Origin of the sequence: Granulicella arctica, assembly GCF_025685605.1 — a bacterium.
Taxonomy (GTDB): Bacteria; Acidobacteriota; Terriglobia; order Terriglobales; family Acidobacteriaceae; genus Edaphobacter; species Edaphobacter arcticus.
Genome location: NZ_JAGTUT010000001.1, coordinates 1852296 through 1878905 on the forward strand (window position 1 = coordinate 1852296; position 26610 = coordinate 1878905).

21 protein-coding genes are annotated in these 26610 nt (G+C 55.9%); 8 read left to right on the forward strand and 13 right to left on the reverse strand.

Annotation, left to right across the window (positions count from 1 at the left end):
* The first annotated feature begins 54 nt into the window (after window positions 1–54).
* Entirely contained in the window at window positions 55–1758 is a 1704-nt protein-coding gene (locus OHL20_RS07500) for a M28 family peptidase (RefSeq protein ID WP_263382579.1), read from the forward strand.
* Window positions 1755–3293, forward strand: coding sequence for an amidase (locus tag OHL20_RS07505; protein ID WP_263382580.1), 1539 nt, complete (start codon window positions 1755–1757; stop codon window positions 3291–3293). Before OHL20_RS07500 ends, OHL20_RS07505 begins: the two co-directional genes overlap by 4 nt.
* Here the strand turns inward: OHL20_RS07505 and OHL20_RS07510 are convergent, their stop codons facing one another.
* The 7 genes from OHL20_RS07510 to OHL20_RS07540 all read right to left on the reverse strand — a co-directional run bounded on the left by OHL20_RS07510 (window position 3294) and on the right by OHL20_RS07540 (window position 10679).
* On the reverse strand, window positions 3294–4706 hold the full coding sequence (locus tag OHL20_RS07510; protein ID WP_263382581.1) for a hypothetical protein: 1413 nt from the start codon (window positions 4704–4706) through the stop codon (window positions 3294–3296).
* Window positions 4707–4736: 30 nt separating this feature from the next.
* Window positions 4737–5126: a hypothetical protein gene (locus OHL20_RS07515; protein WP_263382582.1), complete on the reverse strand. Its 390-nt coding sequence runs from the start codon at window positions 5124–5126 to the stop codon at window positions 4737–4739.
* Window positions 5127–5136: 10 nt separating this feature from the next.
* On the reverse strand, window positions 5137–8343 hold the full coding sequence (locus OHL20_RS07520) for a serine/threonine-protein kinase (protein ID WP_263382583.1): 3207 nt from the start codon (window positions 8341–8343) through the stop codon (window positions 5137–5139).
* 65 nt (window positions 8344–8408) lie between these two features.
* Window positions 8409–8990, reverse strand: coding sequence for an ECF-type sigma factor (locus OHL20_RS07525; RefSeq protein WP_263382584.1), 582 nt, complete (start codon window positions 8988–8990; stop codon window positions 8409–8411).
* 678 nt (window positions 8991–9668) lie between these two features.
* Window positions 9669–9938 (reverse strand): hypothetical protein, encoded by a 270-nt coding sequence (locus OHL20_RS07530; protein ID WP_263382585.1) that lies wholly within the window; start codon window positions 9936–9938, stop codon window positions 9669–9671.
* A gap of 9 nt (window positions 9939–9947) precedes the next feature.
* Window positions 9948–10187: a hypothetical protein gene (locus OHL20_RS07535; RefSeq protein WP_263382586.1), complete on the reverse strand. Its 240-nt coding sequence runs from the start codon at window positions 10185–10187 to the stop codon at window positions 9948–9950.
* Window positions 10188–10226: 39 nt separating this feature from the next.
* Window positions 10227–10679, reverse strand: a complete 453-nt coding sequence (locus tag OHL20_RS07540; protein ID WP_263382587.1) for a hypothetical protein — start codon at window positions 10677–10679, stop codon at window positions 10227–10229.
* A 673-nt stretch (window positions 10680–11352) separates the two neighbouring features.
* Here OHL20_RS07540 and OHL20_RS07545 point away from each other — a divergent pair.
* Window positions 11353–15135: a hypothetical protein gene (locus OHL20_RS07545; RefSeq protein WP_263382588.1), complete on the forward strand. Its 3783-nt coding sequence runs from the start codon at window positions 11353–11355 to the stop codon at window positions 15133–15135.
* A gap of 413 nt (window positions 15136–15548) precedes the next feature.
* On the opposite strand, the gene OHL20_RS07550 is transcribed toward OHL20_RS07545, so the two are convergent.
* The 4 genes from OHL20_RS07550 to OHL20_RS07565 form a co-directional block, all read right to left on the reverse strand.
* Window positions 15549–16001, reverse strand: coding sequence for a hypothetical protein (locus OHL20_RS07550; RefSeq protein ID WP_263382589.1), 453 nt, complete (start codon window positions 15999–16001; stop codon window positions 15549–15551).
* A 215-nt stretch (window positions 16002–16216) separates the two neighbouring features.
* On the reverse strand, window positions 16217–16942 hold the full coding sequence (locus OHL20_RS07555) for a cell envelope integrity protein CreD (RefSeq protein WP_263382590.1): 726 nt from the start codon (window positions 16940–16942) through the stop codon (window positions 16217–16219).
* A gap of 75 nt (window positions 16943–17017) precedes the next feature.
* On the reverse strand, window positions 17018–17407 hold the full coding sequence (locus OHL20_RS07560) for a transcriptional regulator (RefSeq protein ID WP_263382591.1): 390 nt from the start codon (window positions 17405–17407) through the stop codon (window positions 17018–17020).
* Window positions 17388–17963, reverse strand: a complete 576-nt coding sequence (locus OHL20_RS07565; RefSeq protein WP_263382592.1) for a hypothetical protein — start codon at window positions 17961–17963, stop codon at window positions 17388–17390. The genes OHL20_RS07560 and OHL20_RS07565 overlap by 20 nt, the downstream gene beginning before the upstream one ends.
* Window positions 17964–18196: 233 nt before the next feature.
* On the opposite strand from OHL20_RS07565, the gene OHL20_RS07570 reads away from it, so the two are divergent.
* Complete coding sequence (locus OHL20_RS07570) at window positions 18197–18871, forward strand: ribosomal maturation YjgA family protein (RefSeq protein ID WP_263382593.1); 675 nt, start codon at window positions 18197–18199, stop codon at window positions 18869–18871.
* Window positions 18872–19066: 195 nt separating this feature from the next.
* On the opposite strand, the gene OHL20_RS07575 is transcribed toward OHL20_RS07570, so the two are convergent.
* Window positions 19067–19579: a nuclear transport factor 2 family protein gene (locus OHL20_RS07575; RefSeq protein ID WP_263382594.1), complete on the reverse strand. Its 513-nt coding sequence runs from the start codon at window positions 19577–19579 to the stop codon at window positions 19067–19069.
* Between the two features lie 978 nt (window positions 19580–20557).
* On the opposite strand from OHL20_RS07575, the gene OHL20_RS07580 reads away from it, so the two are divergent.
* Window positions 20558–22420 carry an FG-GAP repeat domain-containing protein gene (locus OHL20_RS07580; RefSeq protein ID WP_263382595.1) on the forward strand — a complete coding sequence of 621 codons (1863 nt, stop codon included), beginning with the start codon at window positions 20558–20560 and terminating at the stop codon, window positions 22418–22420.
* A gap of 71 nt (window positions 22421–22491) precedes the next feature.
* Here the strand turns inward: OHL20_RS07580 and OHL20_RS07585 are convergent, their stop codons facing one another.
* Entirely contained in the window at window positions 22492–23862 is a 1371-nt protein-coding gene (locus OHL20_RS07585) for a glycosyltransferase WbsX family protein (RefSeq protein WP_263382596.1), read from the reverse strand.
* Window positions 23863–24182: 320 nt separating this feature from the next.
* Between OHL20_RS07585 and OHL20_RS07590 the strand changes: the two genes are divergently transcribed.
* The 3 genes from OHL20_RS07590 (at window position 24183) to OHL20_RS07600 (ending at window position 26386) form a co-directional block, all read left to right on the forward strand.
* The gene (locus OHL20_RS07590; protein ID WP_263382597.1) at window positions 24183–24710 is read left to right on the forward strand and encodes an RNA polymerase sigma factor; all 528 of its coding nucleotides are present in this window, start codon (window positions 24183–24185) and stop codon (window positions 24708–24710) included.
* Window positions 24711–24750: 40 nt separating this feature from the next.
* A complete protein-coding gene (locus OHL20_RS07595; RefSeq protein ID WP_263382598.1) occupies window positions 24751–25764 on the forward strand; it encodes a hypothetical protein in 1014 nt (337 codons plus the stop codon).
* 169 nt (window positions 25765–25933) lie between these two features.
* Window positions 25934–26386: a hypothetical protein gene (locus tag OHL20_RS07600; RefSeq protein ID WP_263382599.1), complete on the forward strand. Its 453-nt coding sequence runs from the start codon at window positions 25934–25936 to the stop codon at window positions 26384–26386.
* Window positions 26387–26610: the final 224 nt, after the last annotated feature.

Consider the following 26610-nt stretch of genomic DNA (forward strand, 5'->3'; position numbering starts at 1 on the left):
AACTTTGAATGAAGCCGCTATAGCGCGACATTCCACAGCGATTGAAGGAGCTCCATGCGCCGAAGTGCAGTCCTCTTGGCTACAGCAATCCTTGTTGCGCAGGCTTACGCGCAGACTCCTGTCCCTGCAAGCGAGCGTGCTGGCTTCGGCACCATTCAGCAGGCGGATATTCGCCGCGACCTGACGTACATCAGCTCTGACGAGCTTGCGGGGCGCATGAGCCTCCAACCGGGAGATGAGCAAGCAATCCAGTGGATTGCCGACCAGTTCAAAACGGCTGGGCTGCAGCCGATTGTTCGTGATGCTTCGGGAAAGCCAACGTACCTTCAGCCGATTACCTTGATCGGATTTCGGCCTGATCGTGCAGCGTCGACGGTTAGCCTGACGCGGGCTGGCAAGACGACCGTATGGCATGCTCCAGAGGCGTTTGGGGCCTATAAGCGGGCGGTTGATGTAACCGCTCCGATGGCGTTCGCAGGCTTTGGGATTACAGCACCGGAGCTTGGCTATGACGACTATGCGACGATCGATGTCCGCGGCAAGATTGTCCTGATCTTCGATCATGAGCCGCAGGAAGATGACCCTCACTCCATCTTCAATGGGACCGGCAACACGCGTTACGCGACGGCACGGGTGAAGATTCTGAATGCCCAGAACCATGGGGCGGTCGCTGTGGTGATCGTGGCGGAGCCGAACCGGAAGCACCTTACGAATGGAGAGCGTGCAGCGCGTATCGGCCCGGTGGCACGGCGCGCCGTTCCATTGCCGGCGCAGGCGATTCAGGATGATGAGATCAAAATTCCTTCTGCACAAGTTCTTGACCCTGTCGCCAAAGAACTCTTTGCTACGAGCGAGAGGACTCCGGCGGCTGCGCAGACGGCGATTGATGGGGATCTGAAGCCGCAATCCCGCCTGCTGCCGGATACTACGCTGACGCTGCATCTCCGGAACACTGAGGAGCATACGGGCGTCACAGAGAATGTGGTCGCGCTGCTGCCTGGATCTGACCCGAAGCTTGCAGCCGAGACGATTCTGATCTCGGGACACCACGACCATGACGGCTTCGCACCCTGCGCCGATCCGGCACATCCGCCGGTCAGCGTACCGCCGGATCCGCATCCGTGCCCGCAGATCTGGCATGGTGCGGACGATAACGGCTCAGGGACGGTTGGTGTGGTGACGCTTGCGCGCGCCTTTGCGGCAAACCCAGTTAAGCCGAAGCGTTCAGTCTTGTTTGTGGTGTTTGCAAGTGAAGAACGTGGGCTACTCGGCTCGTACTGGCTGGCGGCACATCCGCTGCGACCGCTTGCCACGACGCGCGCACAGATCAACTTTGACATGATCGGCCGTGATGAGGCGGCGAGTCCGCAGACGGACGGTCTGATCGAGATTCCGAAGGACACGACGAATCGGCTCAACCTGATCGGTGCGCTGTATGCACCTGAGTACGACCGGACGATCAAGGAAGAGAACAAGGCTATCGGCCTGGTGCTCGATGACCGCTTCGATCACGAGAACGCGTTGAATGCCTTCTTCCGGTCGGACCAGTTTCCGTTCGTGCTGCACAACGTTCCGGCAATCTGGTGGTTCACTGGCTTCCATCCCGACTACCATCACACAACGGACACGGTCGACAAGATCGACTTCGTCAAGATGCAGAAGATCCTTCAGCTTGCCTACCTGACGACGTGGCAGATCGGCACCGAAGCAAAGACTCCAAGCTTCGTTGCGAACCCGGCGGGGAACACGAAGCGATGAGGTACAGGTGCCTTCTTGCTCTTGCGAACGCCCTGCTGTTGACGGTGAGTCTGACTGCCGAATCTGCGCCCAAATTTAAGATAGACGAGACGACGATTGCAGAGACGGAGGAGGCCATCCGGTCCGGCAAGGTTACCTGCCGCGAGTTGGTGGAGACTTATCTTGCGCGCATTCGCACGTACGATCAGGCGAGTCATCTCAACGCAATCGTTACCTTGAACCCGGACGCGCTGGCGGATGCGGATCAACTCGATCAGGAGTTTGCCCGCACGCATAAGCTGCGCCCGCTGCATGGCATCGTCGTGATCGTGAAAGATAACTACGACACCAAAGGACTGCAGACGACCGGCGGCTCGCTGGCATTGAAGTGGTTCAATCCAACCGACGACGCGACGATGGTCAGGCGACTGCGGGATGCGGGCGCGATTGTGCTGGCGAAGTCCAATATGGCCGAGTGGGCCTTTAGTCCTGTTGTTACGGAGAGCTCCATCGCAGGAGTCACGCGTAACCCGTATGCGCTCGACCGGGTGCCGGCGGGCTCAAGTGGAGGCACGGCTGCTGCAGTTGCTGCAAACTTCGGCGAGGTCGGACTCGGAACCGATACGGGCGACTCGATCCGGGGGCCAGCCTCGCACAACGACCTTGTCGGGATTCGACCGACAATCGGGCTGACTAGCCGCGACGGAATTATTCCTCTCTCGTCAACCAACGATGTAGGTGGCCCGCTGGCCCGTAGTGTTGCGGATGCGGCGGCGATTCTGGCCGTGGTGCAAGGCTACGATCCTGCTGACCCGATCACGAAGCTCTCTGACGGCAAGGCTGAGGCGGGCTATACAAACTTCCTCGACAAGAATGGCCTGAAGGGAGCGCGGATCGGCGTTGTTCGCAGTTATATCGATACGCCGACGACCGATCCAAAAGTTAAGGCTATTACTGAAAAAGCTATCGCAGAGTTAAAGGCGCAGGGCGCAGTGATCGTGGATTCTTTTCCTCTTCCCGATTTTGAGAGGTCAGCACAAAAGTCGACCTGCGGCGGCTTTGAGTTCGACCTCAACCAATACTTCGCGCGTCATGGACAAACCGCCCCGTATCACTCCCTGCAGGAGATCATCGACTCGGGCCTGTATCTTGGCTCCGTTGAGGAGCGGCTCAAGAAGGCTTCTCAGAAAGATCCAGGGAGCGTTGTTGCCTGCCCTGACACGTATCACGATGCGCGCAAGATCAAGTTCCGCGACGACATTCTCCGCGTCATGGATGCAGAGAAACTGGACGCGATCATCTATCCGACATGGAGCAACGTACCCCGCAAGGTAGGTGACATCAAGTCTCCCGGCGGCGACAACAGCCAGGTGATCTCGCCGATGACAGGGTTTCCGGCAATCTCCGTGCCGATCGGATTTGCTGACGAGACGCTGCCGGTGGGATTGACCTTCGTCGGCAGAAGCTTCAGCGAAGGGCTGCTGTTCAAGCTTGCTTACGCCTATGAGCAGGCTACGCAGCATCGTCATCCTCCCGCGTTTTTTCCTCCGCTTTAATCATGGATGGACGAGCGATGCCGAGGCTGGCGCAGGTATAGGCTGGCAGCCAGCAGCCTGCAATGAGGCGTTGGGTACAGTCGGGTCGAGTGGCACGCCTGCGAGGCTCCAGACGGAGTCCGTTGTGAGGACAGCATCGAGGTATCGCTTGCTAAGCGCCTGCTGTTGCGCAGCCTGTGACCCCACGGGTGAAGGAACAGGCGCGGAGCCAAGGGTCGAACCGGCCCCGCAACCACTCATCGAGGCACTGCGGCTGGCTTTACTTGAAGCAGCGTAGTTATGGCAGGTGCGACAGTTTGCGACGCGCCCGTTCATTTCCATGCCCTCAAGGGAGGGATTGAAGATGATATTGGGGCTGCTGCCATTCGCCTGCTGACGCACAGAGTTGGTGACGTTCATCTCGTAGTATTTCCAAGGTGCTGACAGGACAGAGGCGGTAGAGTGTTCTGGTCCGTTATCACGACCATTCCACCACAGGGTTATCCAGATCCAGTCCTGTTTATCTCTGGGACGGATCATCATGTTTACGCCAACCAAGGCGACGAGGCATTTCTGGCAGCCCCTGGTGAGGACATCATGGCTTGCCGCCAAGGTCGCCAGAGCCTGAGATGTTGTCTTTGGATCGAGGGTATAGGTGTGGAGGCACTGATCGGATACGCTGGTGCCCGCCTGGGGTACCGATGCAGTGAGGCCGCAAGGAGTGCCAGGGTGTTTGTCGAAGGTCAGTGAGGTCCACTCTGGATGCGGAGAAGCGAGGTAAGGATTGCTTACGCTCGTGGCGTCCGACTGGATGGTTTCTGTGAGGCTGGTGAAGTTTGACGAGTAAATCGCTGGGGCGGCTGCGCTAAGGTCAATCTTGGCCCAGACTGCTTTTGCGATGATGGAGCCTGCGGGAAGCTGAAGCGAAGGTATCTTGCCGTTCACGTATGTCTTGAAGTTTTTCTTGATATAGGTAGCCGCAACTTGGTTATAGAGAACCTGGGCAAGCTGTGGCCCATTTGTTGTCATCGCGTCTCCATGACGCTGCATGGGCTCGCGGAGGCTCGAAAAGAGATGGGCAGCATCGGCTGGCTTCGGCGAAACTGCAAATGCCGCAGCACGGGTTTCTCCGCGCGATGTACTCGGCGCCAGCGCATCAATTTTTACATCAGCCTTCGTCTGCCACGTCTCCCAGGCGGGCGGGGCAGCCCCGCCACCGACCGTGAGTGAGTGAAGAAGTGCCCATCCGCAGGCGTTCAACTTCTGCTGCAGAGCAGGGGCGGGGGCGACAGCGGTACCGAGGTCCACCATGCATTCTGCGGGTGGAGAAGGAGGCGCGGATCCGGCACCTCCCTTCGCCTCCACCCTCTTCGTCACGTTTGAAAATGCTAGAAGTGCCAAGGTCAGGGCGATGACTCGATGTGGTCTTTGCATCACACGATCCTCCTGCTTTGAAGACGGGGTCTAAGCCGGGAAGAATGTCGATTGCAACTCGGCTGCCGCAGGATGGTTAACGGCATTCGTGCTGGGCGGCCATGGTGCCATGCTCGCCGCGATGGCCTGAAACACCAATCTTGTCTGGGCGAATGATGAGAAGTTTGCTGGATCGAGAGCAGCCTTGACGAGCTTCAAAACACTTGGCTGATCAATGTGTTGCAGAACCTTGAGAGCCTGAAGACTGTCTACGATCTTCTGAGCATCTTCGGGCCCTGTGCCATCGGGAACCGTTGTGTTGTTCGTGGTGAGCAGTATCCAGATCAGCAGCAGGTTGCGCTGGCCTGCATTCAGTGTCTCAATGGGAGCGGGTGGAGTTTTCTTTACTGGTGCCTTCTTCGCTGTCTTCTTGGTTGTCATGGATCTCTCCTCAATGGGGCTTTGGTTCACCTGCGTAAGAAACATCAACCTCCAGATATTTGCGGAGGCCAGGAACAGTCGCGACGCTTTCACTTCTCAGCCTGCGAAGCGACTGGGCAGGCGAGCGCAGTTCTGGAGATAGGGATTCAGTCTGTGAGGCCAGCCGCAGGAACTGCTCCAACTGATCGGCATAGAAGCCCGGAGCATGGACGATTGGATCTTGCCAGATGAAGCCCGGGCGCAACGCCACGGCGGCGTACGCCTGCATGGCTTCCAGGTTCATCTGGCGTGTGGCTGCAACATCCCCTTGATGCGACGCCGCGATCGCGAGGACCCGGCCGAGATAGCCCCTGCTTCCAGCCGGTGCGTCGAGGTTTGCGGCCCTCCGGAAAGAGTCAAGTGCTTCCTTCCAGTCGCCTCCTGCGAGTCGGATCTCCCCATCGACGCGCAGCCGAGCGAGTTCCGAAATGACACCTGCGTCCTGCTTCGGCAATGCATTGGGCAACGTATTCAACTGCTGACGCAAAAGCGACTGGCTGCCCGCAGAGGCTTTCGTGAAGGCCTCACCCAGCAAACTCGAGATGGCAATCACGTTCTGCTGACTGGGTTGCAGACTGAGGGCCTGCTTCACGTCGAGCAGCAGGGCCGCGTTGTCGGCGACCCTGACGTGGATAGCGGCACGATCCAGCAGACGCGAAATTTGCGAGTCCCGTCCTGCCGTGCTCGCTCCCTCCTGAAGAAGTCTTAAAGCTGTGGATGCGTCTCCGCGCTCTGCTGCAAGCCGCGCTCGCAGGCGAAAGCTCCGCCACCGAAGCTCCTGATCCTTGGCGTGCGACAGCAATACAAAAGACGACTCAGCCTTGTCGTAATGTCCCAGAAGGAATTGGAGGCTGCCGTCGAGTTCTGCGGCGTCGTCCACAAAGCCAGCGTGCCTTACATGGTCGAGCGCCTGTTGTGCTTCGTCATAACGTTGCGCCAGCAGGAGAACTTTGACTGTCTCCGTCAGGGCAAACTTCCATTCCGGGCGCAGTTCAAGGTCCCTGTGGAGTGCTGCGAGTGCCTCATCCGTCCGACCGAGCATCTCCAGTGGATAGACCCGATATGCCCATCCAAGCGGATCGTTCTCGTAGTAGGCGATGTAGTCGCGAAAAGCCACGTCGGCTGCCTGCAGATCACCGCTATCGAGCGCATACATACCCTTGATGCGATCGCGCTCCCGTCGAGAGAGTCGTCTCGCCATTCCTGCGCTCAGCGAGCGGCTATACGCCTCATAACCATCGACCGCGTGCTCCTGCGAGACGAGAATGTCACCGATCCGTGCGTATGCAAGTGCAAACTGTGGATCGAGCTGAACAGCATTTTTAAGCGATGCAATGGCATCGTCATCCTTACCCCGCGAAGCGAGTTCTTCGGCGTGCGTGTACTCGGCCAGCGCATCCCAGCTGCTGGTCGTGACGTCCTGTGGAGGCGCATCGAGTCGGGCGAGATCGTTCGCCGCTTCGCCCGCCTGACTGCGGACCCAAGCGCCGGCATCACGAACGGCCTCAAGCAAAGACTCCGGAATTTCCCCCTTCTCGGGCCCGCTGGAGCCAGCCTCCCAGCTCCACTCCTTCTTCCAGGTATGCCGTGCACGGTCAGGCTGGCTGTCCGGCTCCTCGATTCGGATCTGCAACGTGTGCTGCTTACCCGATGCCGACACCGTTCCTCGGACGATCCGCATAGCGCCCGAGCGCAACGCAATCTCACGGGCCGTGCGGTCGTCGATGGACGTTCCCGGGTTCCTGGTCATCAACTGCAACATGTCGGCCACCGTGCCTCGATCCAGCAAATTGAACTGCACTGACTGCACCAGTTGCCCTCGCAACAGCTCTTCCAGGTTGTCGAGAGAGCGTTCGCCGGTGTCGTTCTGCACTCCAGCCAGAAAGACCATGGCGCCGGGCGCAACTTTCGCATCCGGCCCTGTACTGTGTAGGCGAGATCTAAAGACGAAAAGGGACACGCAGACGAGGATTACGCAAATCCCGACGATCCACCAGCGACGTGTATGCCAAAGGCTGGCTTTCTCGCTCGAAGCATAGCCCTGCACAATACGGGATGGATGGATCGAGAGGGTTGAGCTTCCAACAAGCTGTGCGATCAGTGCGCTTACCGAGGGAAATCGGTCCTGCGGCTTTACCTGCAGGCATCGGAGAATCGTGCCGACCCATGCTTCGCTCAGCTCAGGAACCAGCGCTCGCGGGGAGGGCGGTGGCCCGGCGAGCCGCTTCCACACGCCGCCCAATGGTCCATTCTCCGGAAAGGCCTTGCTCCCGGTCACCATCTCGTAGAGCACCAGGCCGAACGCATAGATATCGCTGGCCGCAGTCGCCTGTCCGCCCTCTAACTGCTCCGGAGCCATGTAAGCCAATGTCCCGACAACCCTGCCCGTCTGGCTGATCGCTGAAAGCTCGCCGGCTTCGCCGAGGGCATCAAGCCGCGCCAGGCCGAAGTCGGTCACGACGACGCGGCAGCCCTCCAGGCGCGGAACGATCATTACATTCGCAGGCTTTACGTCTCGGTGCACGACTCCGGTTTCGTGCGCTGCTGTAAGAGCGAGCGCTATCTGCCGTGCGATATCGAGCGCCTCGTCGACGCTGAGCCGACCCTTCCGCTTCAACGCCTCGCGAAGACTCTCCCCCTCGAGGTATTCCATTGTCAGGTAGGTGATCTCGAGCGAACGCCCCGTAGCCGGATCGACAATGGCCGCATCGCGCTGCATGTCGAAGGTGCGGCAGACATTCGGGTGCGTGATGCGACGCGCAAGCCGTACCTCCTGGCGAAAGCGAGCCACGATCTCAGGATTCGTTGCGATCTCCGGACGGATGGTCTTCAACGCGACCGAGACCCCCAGCTCAGAATCGTAGGCCTGATATACCTGCCCCATGCCGCCGTTCCCAAGCAGCCGCATGACGCGGAAGCGCGAGGAGATCATGTCGCCGGGATGAAAGTGGGGAAGCTGCTCGACAACGGGCTGAGGTTCGACTGCCCATGGGCTATCGAGAAAGCCACCAGCTTCGGCGTCCGCCGCCAGCAGCTCCTCTACATCAGCCCGCAAGTCGCTGTCACCCGCCGTACTTTCGAACAGATACGCCTGCCGCTCCTGCTCAGGTAGCGCGAGAGCGGCATCGAAGATCTCCTTCGTCTTCTCCCAACGGATTAGATTCTTCGACCTTGTCACCGGCATTTCGACAGATTCGTTCGGGGCCCTTTGTACGAGAGACGGTCGTGCTCTCAATTTAGCCGCTAGGTCGTGCGCCGCCTGGAGCCATTCAGTTCCTGAAAGAGCCACGCCTTGGCAATTCGCCAGTCCCTCTTGACGGTTCGGGTTGAGATGCTCAGAGTCAGGCCGATCTCTTCGTCGTTCAATCCTGCAAAGAAACGCATCTCCACGATCCTGGACTGCCGTTCGTCAAAAAGCGCGAGCCGCAACAGCGCGTCATCCAATTCAATCAGGTCGACGGAGGGCATGGCTGCTGCGACCAAGCCCTCTTCGAGGCTTACGTCAACGAACTCCGCTCCACGCTTATCCGCCTTTTTCGCCCTGGCGTAGTCGACAAGAATACGCCGCATCACATTTGCCGAGATGGCGAAGAAGTGAGAGCGGCTCTGCCAGTCAATCGTTTGTAGTTTATTGAGCCGCAGGTAAGCCTCATGGACGAGCGCTGTCGGCTGAAGAGAGTGGTCGAAGCGCTCCCCCCGCATATAATGGGCCGCAATGCGATGTAACTCTGCGTAGACAAGCGGGATGAGCCGGGCTTCCGCCTCGTGGTTACCTTGCCGCATTTCGGCGAGCAGCCGCGTGATGTCCTCGGACGCGGAATTCAACCTGCACCTCTGAGAATGAGTGGAAGTTTTGTTCCGTTATACCATCTGGTATCTACCGATCGTATGACGCACGGATGTCAAGAAACGGGAATGTGATTACTTTTGGATAGTGCAGTAGCATGTGTACAGAGTTTCGCTGAGACTGAGAAATAAAGTATCAAATTCGGCGGGCTAAGCTGGCAGCATCGATGGGACTAATATCCAAAGTGCTCGAAGAAGACAAGAAGCCTGCCAATAGATCGGGGGCACGATACTTACGGCGATCCGAAGAGGACCGCCGTAGGTCCAGTTTGAATTATGCGGCGGGCTTAGAGAAAAATAGTAAGAGCGCCAAGAAAACCGAGAAGGATTGTAAGATGTGGCATTTAGTTCTCCTTTCAATGTGACTTGAGTTTCCAATCAAATTACTAAAGGACCGTATGCCCCACTTATACGCTTAGCAATGAAACTTTGGTAACATCGCCAAAATGTATGGCTGCAGTAGTTGGTGAGTTATGAGCTGAAAAGAATTTCCCTGTTTCTTCTCATTACAACCTACCGCGATCAAGGGCCGTTTAGCCTTCGCAGAAAAGTCCGAGTGCGGACAGTAAACCTACGTTATTAGGTGATCCCGATATCCAACTGAGGTATGCGGCAGACTTACCAGACGCGACTTACGTCCTTACTCAGCTTCCACCTCTAGCTGGTTCGTTTGACACCGGCAACGACAGCATCTTTGAGCGATCCGGGCCGCTTGGCCAGCATATCTGCGACTGCCCTATACTCCGTCAATGCCTGGGCCCTCTGTCCGGCAATCTCCAGCAGCTCCGCGTGGATGAAGTTCTGATGCATCTGCCACATCGACTCATCGATGCCATTCTGCCGAACGTCAAGCCATTGATACGTTGTCCACGCTTCGCTCATCGGCAGCGCACTCAGCGCCTCGACAAGCTCGCGCTGCTCCTCCATCCCGGCGGTTCAACAGTACTCGACGATCCGCCGCTTCTCATCATCGGTGATTGGCTCTGCACCTTCTCGCATGGCGTTTGCTGCCTGTATGATAGCGCCCCGAGCTCCGGGCTCTTCGTAGCCGACGAGGCCGCCGAGTTGCATACTGCGAACAAGCGGACGCTCCTTGCCTGTCGCAAGAGCTGCGGCGAAGTGATGATTAGCCTGAACAACGCTGCCACCAGTCTGCAGTAGCCAATTTCCGAGCATTGCGTGAGCGTAGACGTTGGCCGGATCGAGTTGCAGGGCTCAATTGAAATCCTGCTCGGCTATGGGCCCGAACTCTCGCTCCGCAATATGCTGATTGAGCCAGTGGGCCCAGCCCAGGTGCGCTTCGATATCCGCTGGCCGCCGGCCTCGTGCCAGCCCGGCATCGAGAATGCCAATCGCCTCGTCGAGCTCTGCCGCCGCGATCTTTGCGTAGTCGTCACCTACGACGGAGAAATTTTCCATCCAGGCCATCGTTGTAGCGACCTGCCCATCCTGCGCAGCTACGTTATTTGGATCACTCTTGAGAATGTCTCCGTATCGCCTAATCGCAGCTCCGTACTCCTCCTGGGTCTGCTGCACGGCTACAAGAGCCAGTTCGGAACGCTGCGACTGGTGCTGCAACCAGAGCCCCTGCACCCACTTCGCACCGCCCGACAGACTCGCGATGAGGCCGATGACGGCGGTCGCGCTTGCGATCCAGCCCAGCAGCACCTTGGGTGAGAACTTTTTCTCGGGAACCTGCCGCCATCGGGATCATCTCGCCGCAGGCAACACACGACTTTCGTGCTGCATCGCCCGGGACGGTAGGTGCCTCTAAAGTCATCCGAGAACAGTATCAAAACCGGCCACGTCTGACTGATTAAATTTCATTGTCCCTCAGATACTTCAGATCTTAGTCGGAGTGAGACGGCGGCTATGGGCTCTAGGTGAGGTACACGTAGTCCCCGCTACTGCCAAGAGCAAGGTCTGGAGAGAGTGCAATTTAGCTTGACCCCCGGATTAGCAGGCAATAAGCTGCTCGAACTTACTAACATAAGCGCCGCCCCACTCAACGGAGAGTGCCTGATGCTTTACTTGATCGTCTCTGCAATTTCTTCCTGCGCCGCTTTCTTGCCTCATCGTCACTTTTACGAGTGTCCGGCGATCTTGCGGGTGACCTGTGAATAAAGCCCGAGGAGGTGTAACGACTGGGCTGCTCCTAATGTTTGGGATGTTTATGCGCTCGTCTGTGCCCGCAATAAGGGCTACTCCTCAGGCCAGAGGGCACGATGATGTTATAGGTGCCGCTGCGGCGGTGAAAGGTGAAGGCCCGTGGTCGGCCTCATGCCAGTATTGGGCTCCAGAGCGTGTGGACCGAGTTGAATCTGAACCGCAAACGGAGCCTGTGTTTACGACCAGCGCGGCGGGGGATGGACTCAAGGTACAGACAAAGCTCACTACCGCCAAAACAGTCTCGCAGGGATGCGGGGAGACGACGTGGGGACTTCCTAAGCCGACATCGAATTCAACGCCACCTGAAATTGTTGCACTGGTAGCAACGGTAACTGATCCGCTGCACGGCCACATGGAATTGGATTTTGATCGTTCAATCGACTCTATCGTGCAAGCTGCGGCCAGCTATAAATACCTGCCAAGCTACTACTGGCTTCCATGGAATGCGAAGGCAACGCAAGCAGGGACTACTCCAGATGTCGATGGTGCTCGGCTCAGGCAGCCTGGTCTGGTGATCTTCAAGTATTCGCCGGAGATCGGGGACAAGGAACTTTCGTTGAGTTATCACCGGTTAGTCTATCTATTTCTGGTGAGTGAAACGTCGACACTGGGTGTGAACGGGACGCAGTTGGAGGCAGCCTTCCGTGCTCAGCGAAGTCTCCGCGAGGAAGGTGAGAACCGTTGCGCTACACGGGATGGCGGGGGGCGCTGCCTGCCTATGCCGCGAGCGACGGTACGGTTCACGATGAAAAATGGAGGAAATGCGGCGGCGATCATTGGTCCTCGTGGGTCTGGCTCCGCGGCTTCACTTCGTTTTGGAATAGAACAAGCCGGTAAGATCCTCGGGGTAGATTCTATTGACGTGACCGGGTGGACCTCGACTCCGGTTGCTTCAAGCCTGATTGGCGGGATGCACGCAAAGGCAGATTCCGGGGAGGCGCCGATTGGTCCTAAGGTGACGTACCGGTCGTTCGGTGAGAATGCGATTCGCGAGAATTGCGCTTTTCGAGCGTCACTTGAGCGGGCGAAATATTCATTTAAACGCACTGCCTTTTTGGCGGAGGAAGGGACAGTTTTCGGAGCATCTCAGGCGCAGAATTCTGCATCAAGCGGCGCGACTTCATGCGCCGATGAATCTGGGTTGGTGGCGACCTATCCTCGAGGAGTGGCGCTCTTGCGAAATGCTTCACTGGAAGGAGAAAGTACCGGCAGTAAAGAAGGTGGGTCTCTGAGCCCCTATCTGCCACTTACGCTAAAAGATGCAGGTGAAGGCGATACGATTCCCCAGTTCTCAACTTCGCAGACACCGATCTCGCAGGAGTCTCGACTATTGGCGCTCGCCAGAGACTTCAATGAACTACAGATTCAATTCGTTGTAATCTCGGCTTCGAACATTCTCGACGAATTTTTTCTAGCCGAGTTCTTTCATCGCGCCTGCCCGGATGCGCAACTGGTCTTTTTGAACGGCGAAGATCTTATGTTCGATCGACCTGCTGATCGTCCCCCATTTATTGGAGCGGTAAGTCTGACTCCCTATCCATTAGCCTGGACAACGCATGACACCAACACGACCGTCTTGCATGCTTTTCCGGATTCCCTAAGTCACTCGATATATAACGCTGCGAGTTATACGTTCTGGGATGGCAATACCGGGAACCTACCCAACCTGGTGGGTTACAAAGCTCCTGACGAAGCAAAGAATGCCTTCAGGCCGAGTCTCTGGGCGACTGCGGCCGGTCGCGATGGCGATTATCTCCTCGGAGTGCTGAATGTGTGCGGCAACGAAAGCATGCCACCGCTGCTGCCAACGATTTACTCGGCTGGCGCAAAACCATCACCTTGTTTGCAGCCCGGACAGGATGTGCTCAGCGACCAGGTGGTGAACCCGTCGCTACCGTGGTTCGCCTTGTGCCTTGGACTGACGATTGCGTGTTGCGGCCACGTGATCGTTATGCTCACGGCACGCTATTGGTCTTCGATGACTCGCGATCTGGATGTTCGAGAAAATGACCATCCGCGTCGGCGGAGTGTCTATCTGCACATTGGTACAGCGATGCTCTTTGTCATGACGTTCCTGCTAGCGTTTCCAGTCTTCGGCACACGTTATCACGGTGGCACCGTGACGACGGATGCATTCTTCGTGGCCTTGCTCACGATGGGTGCGGGGCTAAGTGCGCTGGTGTGTACGCTGACTAAGACGTGGTCTTACGTATTTCGCAGCGGCGAGGGTTTAGACCGCTATGTATTTTTTGATTTAGTTGCATTTCTAACTACAGTGTTCGCCCCATTTACCTGGGCACGGGTATGTCTTGATAACGGGGCCGCGAATGAACGAACGTTTGCGGGCGTGTTCTTCAGCTACCGTTCACTCCATCCGGAGTCAGGCGTGTCGCCGGTCATGCCGGTGCTTATTTTGCTTTCAAGTTGGTATTTATGGGCGGTCTATCAAACACTGCGGCTGCGATTTTCCAAGAAGTCCCGACCGGTGCTTCCGCGAGCGGCAAAGGTCACGTATCAAACTACTTCTCCGATGTACGTGTCCGATGAGGCACTTGACTCATTTAATAATAAGAACAGCCCTCAGTTGTACAAGAACATGAGTTGCTTGTTAATTACGCGTTTCCTGCTGCAGAATGCTCTGCGAGGACCAAGCGGCGAGATGCGGCGATGGGTGGACGTGGCGTTGTCGAGCTTCTATATTCTTTTATTCTGCGTGGGTGTAGTAATCGTTCCGTTCAAGTCGATGGATCGCTTTTTGTGGCACTCGGGCGAGATGGCAAGGTTCTTACCTACGCTCTATGAGTTCCTGATCTTTGCCCTTTTCTTTCCACAGATTCTTATTGCTCTCAGCGGTTGGGTTCGAATGCTTGTTGTGTGGCAGGCTCTACAGCGAGGTCTCCTGGATCCGCTCGAAATTATGCCATTACGCGATGCATTTGATCGGCTAAAAGGAGTGAGTTGGATCACAATGCTCCGCCGAGGAAACCTGCAGGATTACTGGCGCGACATGTCGCGTTCTACTGAGTCGCTGCGTCAACTGATCCATACAGGTGAGCTAGTGACTGTTATAGGACAGGAGGATCCCACAGCAGCAAAGAGATTGCAGGATGCTTACGCGAACCTTCAAACGCATGTCGGCCTGCTGATGGAGCAGTATGGCCGGAAGGACAGCGTGGATCAAGAGCAACCTATGGTCGAGGGATGCGCAGACTTCATCGATCACGTTGATGTTCCAAGGGATGGCGACCGGCGATCAATGGATCTTATGTGGGCTATTGAGTGCGACTATGCTGCGGCAAGCGAAGCTCTACTATCGGGCATCCTGCTGCCCTACTGGGATAAGCAGCGGACAGGCCTGGTTGAGACGAATGAAGCCACGCAAGAGACGGGTAGCAAGAACAGCGGGTTCACTCCACTGATCGTGAGCCTGCGCGGTAAGACAGAGATTGCTCAGGCCGATGTCGGTGAAGTAGCAAGTCGGCTTTTCGATGCGCAACTCGTAGCTACTGAAGCCCAGAAAGTAAATCCTGGAAAGGACGCCCACGCTTATATTCCTCAGGCGGAAGAGTTCCTGGCACTTCGCTACCTAAGCACAATTCGCTCCGTGCTGGTTAACATGCGGCACATCATGAGCTTTGTTTCGATTACATTTGTGCTCGGAATTGTGGCTTGGAATTCTTATCCGTTTCAACCGCGCCGAGAGGTGAACTGGATGTTTACGGCGCTGCTACTGCTTCTTGGCATAGGTGTCATATCCGTTTTTGCGCAGATGCATCGCAACGCCGTCTTAAGCCGAATTACAGATACAAAGCAGAATGAACTAGGAGTCGAGTTTTTCCAGCGGATACTAACGTTTGGTGCATTGCCCGTGCTGACGTGGCTAGCCTACCAATTCCCTTCGATAGGAGGAGCGCTTTTCCGAATGTTGCAGCCCAGCCTGAGTTCGATCAAGTAGGTTACAGGCGACAAGAACGGCTTATATGCGAGGAACCGGTTTTGCTGGCTTTGAAGCGTCTCCACCCTATCTACCCCCCGTACCTCAAGTACGAAAGTATTCATTCTATGAGGGTTATGTATGCGAGTCAGTACCTTTACCAGTACACGCTTGCGGCGTACTCTGTACCTGGAGGACTGCACGGGGCCACAAAAGTCAAGTTTCTTCCGGACCTTCAACGGACGATAGGAGTAGTCTCTCCACGCATACTCGATCTTGGCGTCCGAAGACCTCGATTGGTTATGATCTAGCTGTGTCTTGCATCCGTAGAGCATCCGAGTTTTTCACTCTCTGAAAACGGTGCTTTGAGAAATAAGATTGAACCTGAGCATTCCTTCTACCAGGCAACGCTTGAGTTCGTGGACCTTGAAGAATCAATGATGGGTCGAGTGCTCAAGGCTCGAGATAAGCTGCTTGCAACGTAGAAGTGGAATGACCCCAAATACCCCGAAGCTGCAATCGATGAGTCGCCATGGTAGCGGAATGCCGCGAACGTGGCCTGCGATGAGAGCAAGCGGAATGACTCCTGCACAGGCGATGACACCGAACGTGACGACCCACTTGTTTCGAACGGGATCACGATAGGGACCAATGAACAGAGCAGCAAGCACCAAGTGAGCAAAGGCTAGCCAGTCCGTCCCGTAGGCCAGGAATGGGAAGTGAGCGTTTGTTTCAGAGAGTGCATCGTGCACCCGTGCAATCCATGGCAGCAGGCCGACGGCCTCGGCGATTGGCCTAACTGGTGCAGCTTCGAGAACTGAGCGCAGAACTCTGAGTTCAGTCTGCAACGGGAAAGCGGTGACTCCGCTGATCAACAAACCAGTCATGAAAATGACAAGCAGAGGTGAATCTTCTGAATAGCTTTAGCTTGTTGTACCGGTTTGAACTCTCCTGGCATCTCTCGTTCCATGGTCACTGCCCATTCATCGTACTTGATGGATGGGCAGTGACCGCTCTGGTTTCACGGAACTGAAGCATCGCATCCAGGAAAAACGATATTAAGGACTACTCTATCCGTTCGAACCATCGTAAGACATCCGTCTCAGTCCAGCCATGATTCACTCTTCCTTGGAGCTGAAGCGGACGAGTTGGTGGCGAAGTTAGGAACTGGGGTGCTCGCGCCATACCAGTCCACATTGCGAGTGACATACATCGCGGCGGCAACGGCTGTGAAGCTAGCGATGGCGCCTACAAGGAGAGCGTACGCTTCGACACGTAACAGGACATAAATGAACGCGTAAAGGCTTGTAAATACCCCGAGGGACCGAAGGGCAAGCTTGCGGCTGCGAAAGACCCACTCGGTGTTGATTGCGAGGAGTGCGATGGTAGAGGCGCCTGCGATCAGGAAGCTGAGATCGAAGCCAACATGTTCGGCTAAGGACAGCAGGAGAAGGTAGAAGATGGTTTGGGCGATACCGACCAGGGCGTACTGGGCCGGATGAACACTTTTCCCGGTGAGAACCTCGAAGAGGAAGTAGGTTAGGAAAACGAGACCGAGGAAGAGGGTGATGTAGTGCAGGGAGCGGCGGGTGGAACGGTATGAGTCCGCCAGGCGAATACCGAGGACAGTCTTCGGCTGCTCGGAAGCATTGTCTGAGGAAGCAGCGAGTACGCCGTGCCTGTCAGCACGTTCCGTGGTCAGACCCTCTACGAAGAAGCCTGAGATGCTCATGCCAACGGCTAGCAGGAGAAGGATGAAGAACTTTGTACCGAGAGAGCGGGAGAAGAGACTGATTCCCGAAGGCTGGGGCGAGACGGATGTGCTCATGATGGCAGTTCTCCTGAGACTACTTTGTATTACAAAGCTAGAGGGCGTAGATCTGTGATGTAGAGGCAAAAGCTCTTAGGTGCTGATCGGTGTAAGTTTGCGGCGAATCAGGTTTTCTTCGCCTTCGTGACTCACGGAAGCAGCATCCCGAACGACCTGTTCAAGGATGGTGAGGTATTCCAAGTACCGCTTGCGGCCTGCCACGGTAATGCGAGCAGTGGTCTGAGCCCGCCCTGTATCGGTATCTTTGCTGAGCCTCACCATGCCATCCTCTTCGAGTACCTGGAGGTGACGCGCCAGATTGCCATCCGTGAGAGCACAAAGCTGCTTGAGTTCAACAAAACTAAGCCCCTTCGGATGCGTCATGAGCGAGGTAAGGACACTGAGTCGTGCGCGTTCGTGGATGACGCGATCAAGGCCCTCGTAGGCAAAGGGGGCGGCAGGCTTAGAATTCGTTATCTTCACTGATCAAAGCCTTTCTTGCGGAGAAATAGTGGATTGCGGCGACGAGTGTCATTCCGATCGCGTAGGCGATGGACATCGTAACCGGGGCGAGAGCCCGAAGATCTCCGAGAGCGATGCAGGAGAGACCGGTGAGAAGAAACCAGATGCCTGCAAGAAGCATGGGTCGTGGCAGACAGCGGCAGGAAGCAAAGACGCCAAGGCCAAAAACGATCTGCCATAAGCCCGGTAGCAGCCATAAACTACTCGGCGTCACACGCAACAGGACGAAGGGCAGAATGACACCAGTACTGGCCGCGGGAAGGAACTGCGCCACGGCCATGCGGACCATCTCGTCGGCCATCCCGGAATGAAGTCGGTTTGCCCGCACTAACATCTGCGTTCCGATCAGCGCTGCGCAGATAACACCCGCGGTGAGCCAGAGGGCTGCATACTGCTTTGGCTGTGTAGCGGGTTGAGGGATCCAACAAGATTGAACTCCGCCCGCCAGCAGTGCCAGCATTGCCGTGGCAAAGAGCGTGGCGGGACCGTAGCCGTGGAACTCCGTCGTTTGTGCCACTTGTCGACGGATGCTGCGTATTTCAACGATGGCTCGATTAAGGTCAGTCATATGTAGAGAGCTTTGTAATGCAAAGCGTATACTTTGCTTTACAAAGTGTCAAGACAGTAGGGCGCTAAGAGTGATCGATGGTTCGTTGTCCTGTACTCAGGACTTCAAATATGTGAGTAGTGACGCTGCCTCTCTAAGTCATGGCTGAATACTGTCCGGACAAGAAAGAAGCAAGGAGATGTATGGCGCAGCACTGGTTCAACAAACAAGTAATTTCACCTCGCCCTCTTGTGCTCTCGTCCATCCTCATTCTGGGAACAGCGGCACTGGGTCTCTTGATAAGGTTCGCCCCGCTCGACTTGCCGCTTGTTCTTGTGAAATACGGTGGCTCGATGCTGTGGGCGTTGATGATCTACTGGATGGTCTCGACCTTGTGTTGTTTGTTGAGCGTTGCTGCTGCTGGCATGGCGGCGGCATTCGTTGCAACCTCGGTCGAATGTTTAAAGCTGTACCACTCGCCCGGCCTGGATGCCTTTCGCCTTACACTTCCCGGCGTGCTGCTGCTTGGCCGCGTCTTCTCGCTGTGGGATGTCGTCGCGTATTGGCTTGCTATCTTGTTTGGAACCTTGATTGATAAAGGAATTCGTTCAAGTCAAAGGCACCCTAAATTTATGCGCACGTACGTTCCAAGTCGCTCTCGAGTGGTCGCAGCAGCGGTTGCGGCGTTCATCTCGATAGCAATTTGCGTAGCGCAGCACCATGTTCACGTCGTTCTCTTGGAACCGTACACCTATGGGAGCCCTTTCCGTCACAAGTGTGGCTTGCTAGTGATCGGCAGCACCATCTGGGCGATGCTGGAGTCGACGCGATATGTGGCAAGAAGGAGGTCGCAAACCAGAGGCCACGATGAAGCGTGAAAATTCGTTCTCGTGGTAAGCACTGCCCATTGTTCGAGGATCGGGCGGCCGCTTGAAAAGGCATTCTGTGAAACTCAGTACCTTCAAGAGGAGTTCTTTCGTTAAGGCTGCCGATGTATGGCTGCAAAATCTGCCGAGCGTTGAGAACCAGTGTTTGTGATTCGGTTTGCCGGCGCCTGATCTAGTGCGTCAGGGTTATTTGGCAGAGCAGGCTGTGATGGAGTTCCAAGTGATGTTGGTGATGTGCCACGAGCCGTCGATGAGGATGAGGTTGAATAGGTCGGTGCCGCAGTGATCGACTTTGCCGTTGGCGAGGAAAGCATAGGGTGCCCAGACGACGGCCACATCACGGTCGATGCGGACAAGCGGTTCGTGGATGCGTTCTTCAATAGGAGTTCCGACGCTTTTTGCGATACGGGTGACGAAGTCGTCTACAGACAACAGGGTGGATTTATTGTCTTTGATGGTGAGGAGGGAAGCTCCCGGGAGGAAGGCGGCGCGGGTGGCGGCAGGATCATGAGCAGCCATGGCGGAGAAGAGGGTTTGAATGGTGGTGAGGACGGCCTGATCAGCGGGGTTGGCGGATGAGGATTGGGCTGAGAGAGTGGATGCAGCCAGTAAGGGGGCGAGCAGAGCGAGAGGGAGCTTCATGGGGAGATTGTAGATGGTGAGCTTTGTGGAGGCTCGGGGCGAGATTGCCGAAAACATAGACTTTGCGAACTTCCTGGAAAAAACAACCGGAGCTATCATGGGTGACTCTCGGATGAAGACTTTCATGAACGCGCGACTGAAGGTTGATTGTCTGTTCATTACAGTCTCGGTGTCTAAGAAGATATTGCATTCCGTCGATCGATAGCCTCGTGTGTGCTCTCTTTCCTGCTTCCGTCACTCCTGGCGTGTCGAACTCCTCACGCGGTCTTCAGATCGACAACCCGGTTCAGATCCCTTGTTCAAACCCAGTCGTCTACTTTCCAACTTCCAAAACAGACACTGGTCTCTCTTTAGGGAAGGACCAAATTGCTTGGGAAACCCAGACGTTGCAGCGCATGCGGGAGCCTTCATTGTATTCATGCAACAAACCGGCAAGAGAAGCGATGTTACGGTTCCTATGGGATCGACGTCTCTCTGCTCCGATAGCCGCTCGACTAACGGTGCATCAGGATGGAAAAGGCACTCTGACAGCGAGCATGCTTGCTCACAATGGCTTATGCCGCCTGCCTCTCCGAAAGGAGCCAGTAACGGAGATGAGTTTCTATCAGCGAACTGTGGCTCAACAAGTTCCGCTCACGGCAAACCAAGTGAATCTTGCTCTAAATCTGCTGACACCCATACATTTCGTAACTAATCGAAATTCCGAACACGACGGATGGGTCGGACTGGATCTTTGAGACTGAGGAGGCAGGCCGGTACAGATTAGTAGATTTTCGCAATGAGCCGACATCAAAGCTGCGAATTCGGGAACGCAGACGCCAGCAAAATAAAGTAGATCAGCATGGCAAAACTCTCACCGATCGGTCCGTCAGACGGTGAGATCACATAGCTGGCTAAAGCGGCAGGCCACAAGCTGAATCGATTTAAAGATGCCTTGCAATCTTGGCGGTAGCAAGATAGGGTCGGTTCTCGCTACGAAATCACTTTTCGATGTGACCTCGTTGGATCACTCCCTGCGCTTTGCGGCGCGTGGGTGTGAGTCGTGTCTCGAGATCCCGTAGCTCCTGGAGTTCTGATGATTCGTCTTTCTGCCTTCTCAAGTCTGGTTCGATCACCCTCACCGGAGCGACGATCGCCGCAGGAGCAACCTGCACCGTAAAAACGAATGTATTGAGTGCTGTCGCTGGCACCTACACCAACACCACCGGCCAAATAGCCTCGAACGGCACCTACACCGGCGCCGGCGCCTCGGCCACACTTACGGTCGTCGCTCTCAACACAGCTCTCACGGTTGCACCAGCATCGCCAATCAATGCGGGCACCGTCGTGACGCTGAGTGCTGCCGTCTCCTCGTCTGGCGCGGTGAACGCAGGCCTCGTCTCCTTCTATGACACCTCCACCTCGCCCGCAACGCTTCTCGGCAGTGCCGAGCTGAGCGCAGGTGTAGCCATCATCAAGCTGGTTCCCGGTGCAGGTACCCACACCATCATCGCGAAGTTCCAAGGCACCAATCCCTTGCCTGCCCAGACCTCTCCCTCAACCACGCTCGTCGTCACTTCAGTAGGGAACTACCGAACCATCCAATCGCTTTCGGCAGTCTCTACTAACACCGGCTTCAACTTCACCGATGTCGCGACCTTCTATGGCCAGTCGGTCCCAACCGGCTCGATTCAGTTCGCCGACGGCACCACCAACACTATTCTTGGAACGGTCACACCTGCTCCACTCACCCAGACCCTCGCTACTCCCACCTCGTTCGCCTCGGGCGCAGCGGGCAGCGGAGCGCTCTTCTCGGTTACAGGCGACTTCAACAAGGATGGCTTCCCGGACGTCGCCGTCGCGAACCTCGTCGAAGGCACGGTCGGCATCCTGCTTGGCAAGGGTGACGGCACCTTCAAGCCACAGGTCACCTACCAGGCCGGCAGCCAGCCCTACCAGGTGGCCATCGCCGACTTCAATCACGACCATAACCCGGACCTTGTCGTCACCAACCTCTTTACAAATACCGTCAGCGTTCTGCTCGGCAAAGGTGATGGCACCTTCGCTGCTCCTGTCTCGTACGCCACAGGGACAGAACCTTATTCTGTAACCGTAACCGACCTTAATAGCGACGGGCTTCAGGATCTGGTTGTCACCAACCTCGGCGATAAGACCATCGGCGTGCTCCTTGGCAACGGCGACGGTACCTTCGCCAGGCAGACCACCACTGCTGTAGGGAAGGATGCCGACTACACCGTTGCAGCTGACTTCAACGGCGATGGCGTTATGGACCTCATCGTCCTGAATGGCGGCGACAAAAACGCCGGGCTTCTACTCGGCAAGAACGATGGAACCTTCCAGGCAGAAACTACCTTCGCCACCGGCAGCACGCCGTTCTCTGCCACCGTCGCAGACTTCAACAACGATGGTCTACCCGACGTTGCCATCGCCAATCTCGGGGATAGCACGGTCAGCATCCTGCTCAACGCTGGCAGCGGCACCTTCAAGCCGCAGGTCACCTATGCCACGGGAACCGAACCAACCTCGATCGTCGCATTGGGTCTCGACGGCACCGGCCAGCCCGGCCTTGCCATCGCCAACTATACCGGTAACACCATCAGCCTTCTGCTGGGGAACGGCAACGGCACGTTCCAGCCGCAGGTCGCCTTCCCGACCGCAAGCGCTCCCTACCAGATCTCCTTCGCCGACTTCAATGGCGATGGCAAGCAGGATCTCTCCGTTACGACCTTCACCGGCAACACCGTGAATATCCAACTCGGAACGCAGACTGCGATTGTCTCTCTCAACAACGTCTTCCTGTTCGGACCTAAAGGGTTCCATAACCCTACCGCAACCTACGTCGTCGGAAGCGGGGATGCCTATGAGAAATCGGAAACCGGAGTTACCGTACAGAACTAAAAATGGAGTCCAGCGTTCACTAGGGATGCCCTCGCAGGAGGGCATCGAGCCAAGATGTGTCGACTTGCCCGTTAGCATCGAATTAGCTGAAGTTCACCAAAAACGGTGTTTTGGGAAACGTCGATTCGCTCAGGCTTGACGTTTGCCGACATGCCGACTTTGCGATACTTAGAAGGCGCTTCGGGTCCAGCGACCTCGCGATTACCTGCTTCCGTTCTCTTGCTTGAGGATTTGAATACGCTATGGATCACCTCTAGATACGCGCTTCCATGTTCCGTATCCGGTTCGAGATAACTGCCTTCGGTCCACTCGTTCCAGGAGTTGAGAGTGACCAGGCGGTTACCTGGAGGCAGCCTGCCGAGGGCAAACTGCCTTGCTGAGCGCAATGCTTCCTCGAATGCTTGTGGCGAGTTGTTGACGACTACAGATGTGAAGGGATAGCCACCGACCCGAAAGTTGTCGGTTTGACAAGTGCGGGGCGTTGCATCCCATCCGACCGTGACATTGGGGAAATACATGCACCCAAGATCCGCAGATGCTCCATCGCGGTACGTCTCGTACTTGTGGCGAACATCCCCATATTCTGTTGTGGCAGTATGCGCGAGCTGTGCATGATGAATCCACACGTAGGAAGTCGCGCTGTCGATAGCCAACTCTCGCAGTAACTGAGGAAGATTCGTGACCTGTGCTTCACCGGGCAAGAGCTTCACACCCCATGTGACCGCATTGATATGGATGGAGGGGAAGCCTGCAGCACGTGCTTTCTCGCGGAACGCATCAAGTGCCTCAACCGCCTGCTTCAACCCTCCTATCCCCTCCACGAAGCGAAAGAGTTCGTAGATAGAAAAGTAGGGCTTGCCATTGAGCTTGAGGTACGAGGGCTGCTGAAATAACTCAACAACGCGTTCACACATAGTGTCGAAGGCTTTGCGAGAAATTCCGCCGTGGAACTGGATCTTCCCTGGACTCTGCATTTTGGCAGGGTGCATGTCAATCCAATCATGATTCGCCCACATCAGTGCGAAGCGAACATCCTTGACGTTCGCAGCCTTCAGGTAACCGTTATAGAGGGCGCCGTTGAGGAAGGGACCGTCCTCGTACCAATACCAATCAAATAACAGCGCGTCGACGCCATGTTGCCGGGCGGCGGCGATCTTCTTCTCGAAGACTTCTGGCCTGGACTCGTCGCCATAGCCCCACTGCGGCACTTTGGGTTGGTCGTGGCCCGGAAAACGCGGCGTGGCGGCTTTGACCAGATTCCATTCAGTCCAACCAACTCCGTGAGCCTCTTCATTTCGAGGGTCTACATGGAAATTGCCGAAGTAGTAGGCTGCGGTGATCACGTCATCAGGCTCTGCTGACGGGGCAGAATTGTTCGCGGTATAGAGGCCGCCATTGAGCAGCACAGCGCCAGACCCGGCGATAAAGCCACGTCGATCCATACTTCTCCTCTTGCAAATTTCTTTGCGAGTCGTTATCCGCGTTTGGACGCAGAAGAGACGGTAGAGCAGCAGTGCTTCTGTTCCGGCAACCAGCGTACTTCGCTGGTTTTCTCGTTGCAATCCATAGCCCATGACGTTGCTTTGAACGTGAGGACGATTGAACTCCAACTCTAGAGAGTGGAGCCTCGTAGAGTCAACCTCCTGAAAGCTTGTCACGTAGCCTGAGTTGCCAAACCTACTTCAACACCCCAAACGAAATATCTTCACGTACAAATGAACCTTTCCGTTCTCAGACACGAAGATCAGTGTAGAGATCATTCATGACTGAAGACGTTAAGGTCGTAAAAGATTGGGCACGTAATGCCGAGATGTTCGGATCTGTGTACCGCGAATACGCGCCACGCCTGCGCGCCTTCCTTCGGCAGATCGTTGGCTCTTTCCAAGCTGCTGAGGATTTGACGCAGGAGGTTTTTACACAGCTATGGAGGCATCCGGATGGCTTTGATCCTGCACGTGGAAGTGTAGGGGCCTATCTCTTCGGTATTGGAAGACATCGAGCAGCAGAATGGTGGCGACGTACCAAATCCGAGTCGCCTGTACAGGAAGAGATCTTGATGAGTTGTGATCTGGAGCAGGGTTCAATGGTCTCGGACGCTCTGCAACATTTGCCTGAAGAACAACGGACGTTGATATGGTTACGCGAAGTCGAGGGGCATTCTTACGCCGAGCTTGCCGTCATGCTGGACATTCCGATAGGGACCGTTCGGTCGAGACTCTTTATGGCGCGGCAGGCGCTGCGGACTATCTGGCTCGGCGCAGCCAAAGGAGAACTACATGAGGTGCGATGAAATCAGAGAGTTTGTCTCAGCAGTTTACGACGGAGAAAATGTGCCGCGCGAAGCTTCCGAACACATTGCCCACTGTGCGGATTGCCAGAAGCTACTAAGAGGCTACGCCGAGATGGGGTTAGCGCTGCGCAGCTATGGCAGCCTCCTGATCACGGAACCGGTTCCGGATCGCACATGGCTCAAGACGCAGACTGCCACAACCATATGGTTCGAGAAAGGTTTGCAAATGATGCGTATCCCAAGAATTGCCTTCGCTTGTCTTGTTCTGCTGCTTGTCGCTTTGGGTTCACGTTTGGCGCTGGTTGAGGTTCGAGCGCATGAAGATGGCTCAGTGATGATGCTGAAGCTTACTCCAGAGCAGGGCGACAGCTTTCAATGTTTTATGTCGACCACCGATAAGGACCATTCGGATTGCGGAGGCTTGGCGCAAATCGATCGCAGCAACCTGTTCTACTCCATCAAGACACTTCGCCGAGACGGAGAGCGTGTCCTGCTGTCGATTCGGTCCAAGATTGTCCCCTTGGGTCCTAGCAGCTATGGTCCTGAGGCGGAGAGCGCCCTACCAGAGACGCAGTCCTGGTTTACACCCGGACAGTCCTTTTCACTCCCAAATACTGGAGAGCTGAAAGTGACGCTTACTGGCGAATGGACGGACCACATGCCGCTGACCTATGGAAGCAATCAGATGCTCGACCCTGGCGCAAATGAAGTAAGACTCACTTCGCCTCTTCTCCTGAAGAATAACAAAGTAGTGGGGGACATGGCGGGCGGGAGCGCAATAGCCGATCATCCTGGAGATGGTGTTTTTCTTTACGTTCCGGGCCAAGGGCGCTTTCTGCTTTCGTTGATGCCCACCGAAGGCGCTATATCGACAAAGGTTCAACTCAACCGTGTCTCCTTCGAGAGCGACGGGCAGAGTTATGTCATCGTCACGGGAACTCCGATAAGCCGAGCAGAAGAGATCTATGTTCGGCATGATGCAACCTACAAACCCGCTCCCGAGATGTCAGAACATGCAGTGGTTGGCGCCGGGCCCTCTTCTAAATTGAATTAGCGTAAAGAAAAGGAATGCAGCCAATGAGCTCTATTCTCCATGCCAAATCGATAAAGATCTGCTGCCCGCGCCTGCGGAACGCGGTAAACCTGTGCATTGCACTTACTGCTGGGAATAAGTCTGGCTGTCAAAGATGCAGGATTGGTAGCTGCAAGTGCGATGGACAGACTTGACCAACTTCGACCCGCTCGGGCTGGAGAAAACGTCGAGATTGCCGAAAAAGGCTGACTTTGCAGAAGCTTCATTGTTAGACGAAACCGTAGCGAGGACTTCAAGCAGTATGGTTCCGGTTGAGAGCAGACCTCTGACCCTCCGCGAATCCGAGTTTGCTCATTCCCTTGCGTCGATTTCTCGTCAATGGGCTCACGTGGACATTACCCTCTCTGAGAGTCATCGCGGAATGCCGTTGTGGCTGTCAGTCTGTGATGCTGCTCAACCAGCAGAGCCGCAGAATGCGATCGGCGTGGGTCATCAAGGTCCGATTGGTGAGTTGAGCCTGAGCATACGACTTGATCACGGTAGTGATGTTGTCAGTGTTCTGCTTCATCAGGCGCAAGGAAGCCTCAGTTTGCTGGAGATCATCTGGTACAACTTCCCGGAACCAGTCCAACCGAGTGGGTAGAAATAGGCCTTGAGGTCATCCCAGTCTGAGTACCCGTTCTTCTTGAAAACGGCGTTTTCGGCAATGACTAACGCAGGCGAGTTCGGCTTTGCGGCTATGCAAGGCTAGGCCAATAGCTCTCGAAAGGAAGCACACGAGTTCTGCATTGCGTCTGTTCGAGGAAATGAGCCCACTCCTACATCATCTTGGATCGCGGTTCGAGATAGAGTGCGTGATTGTAGGCC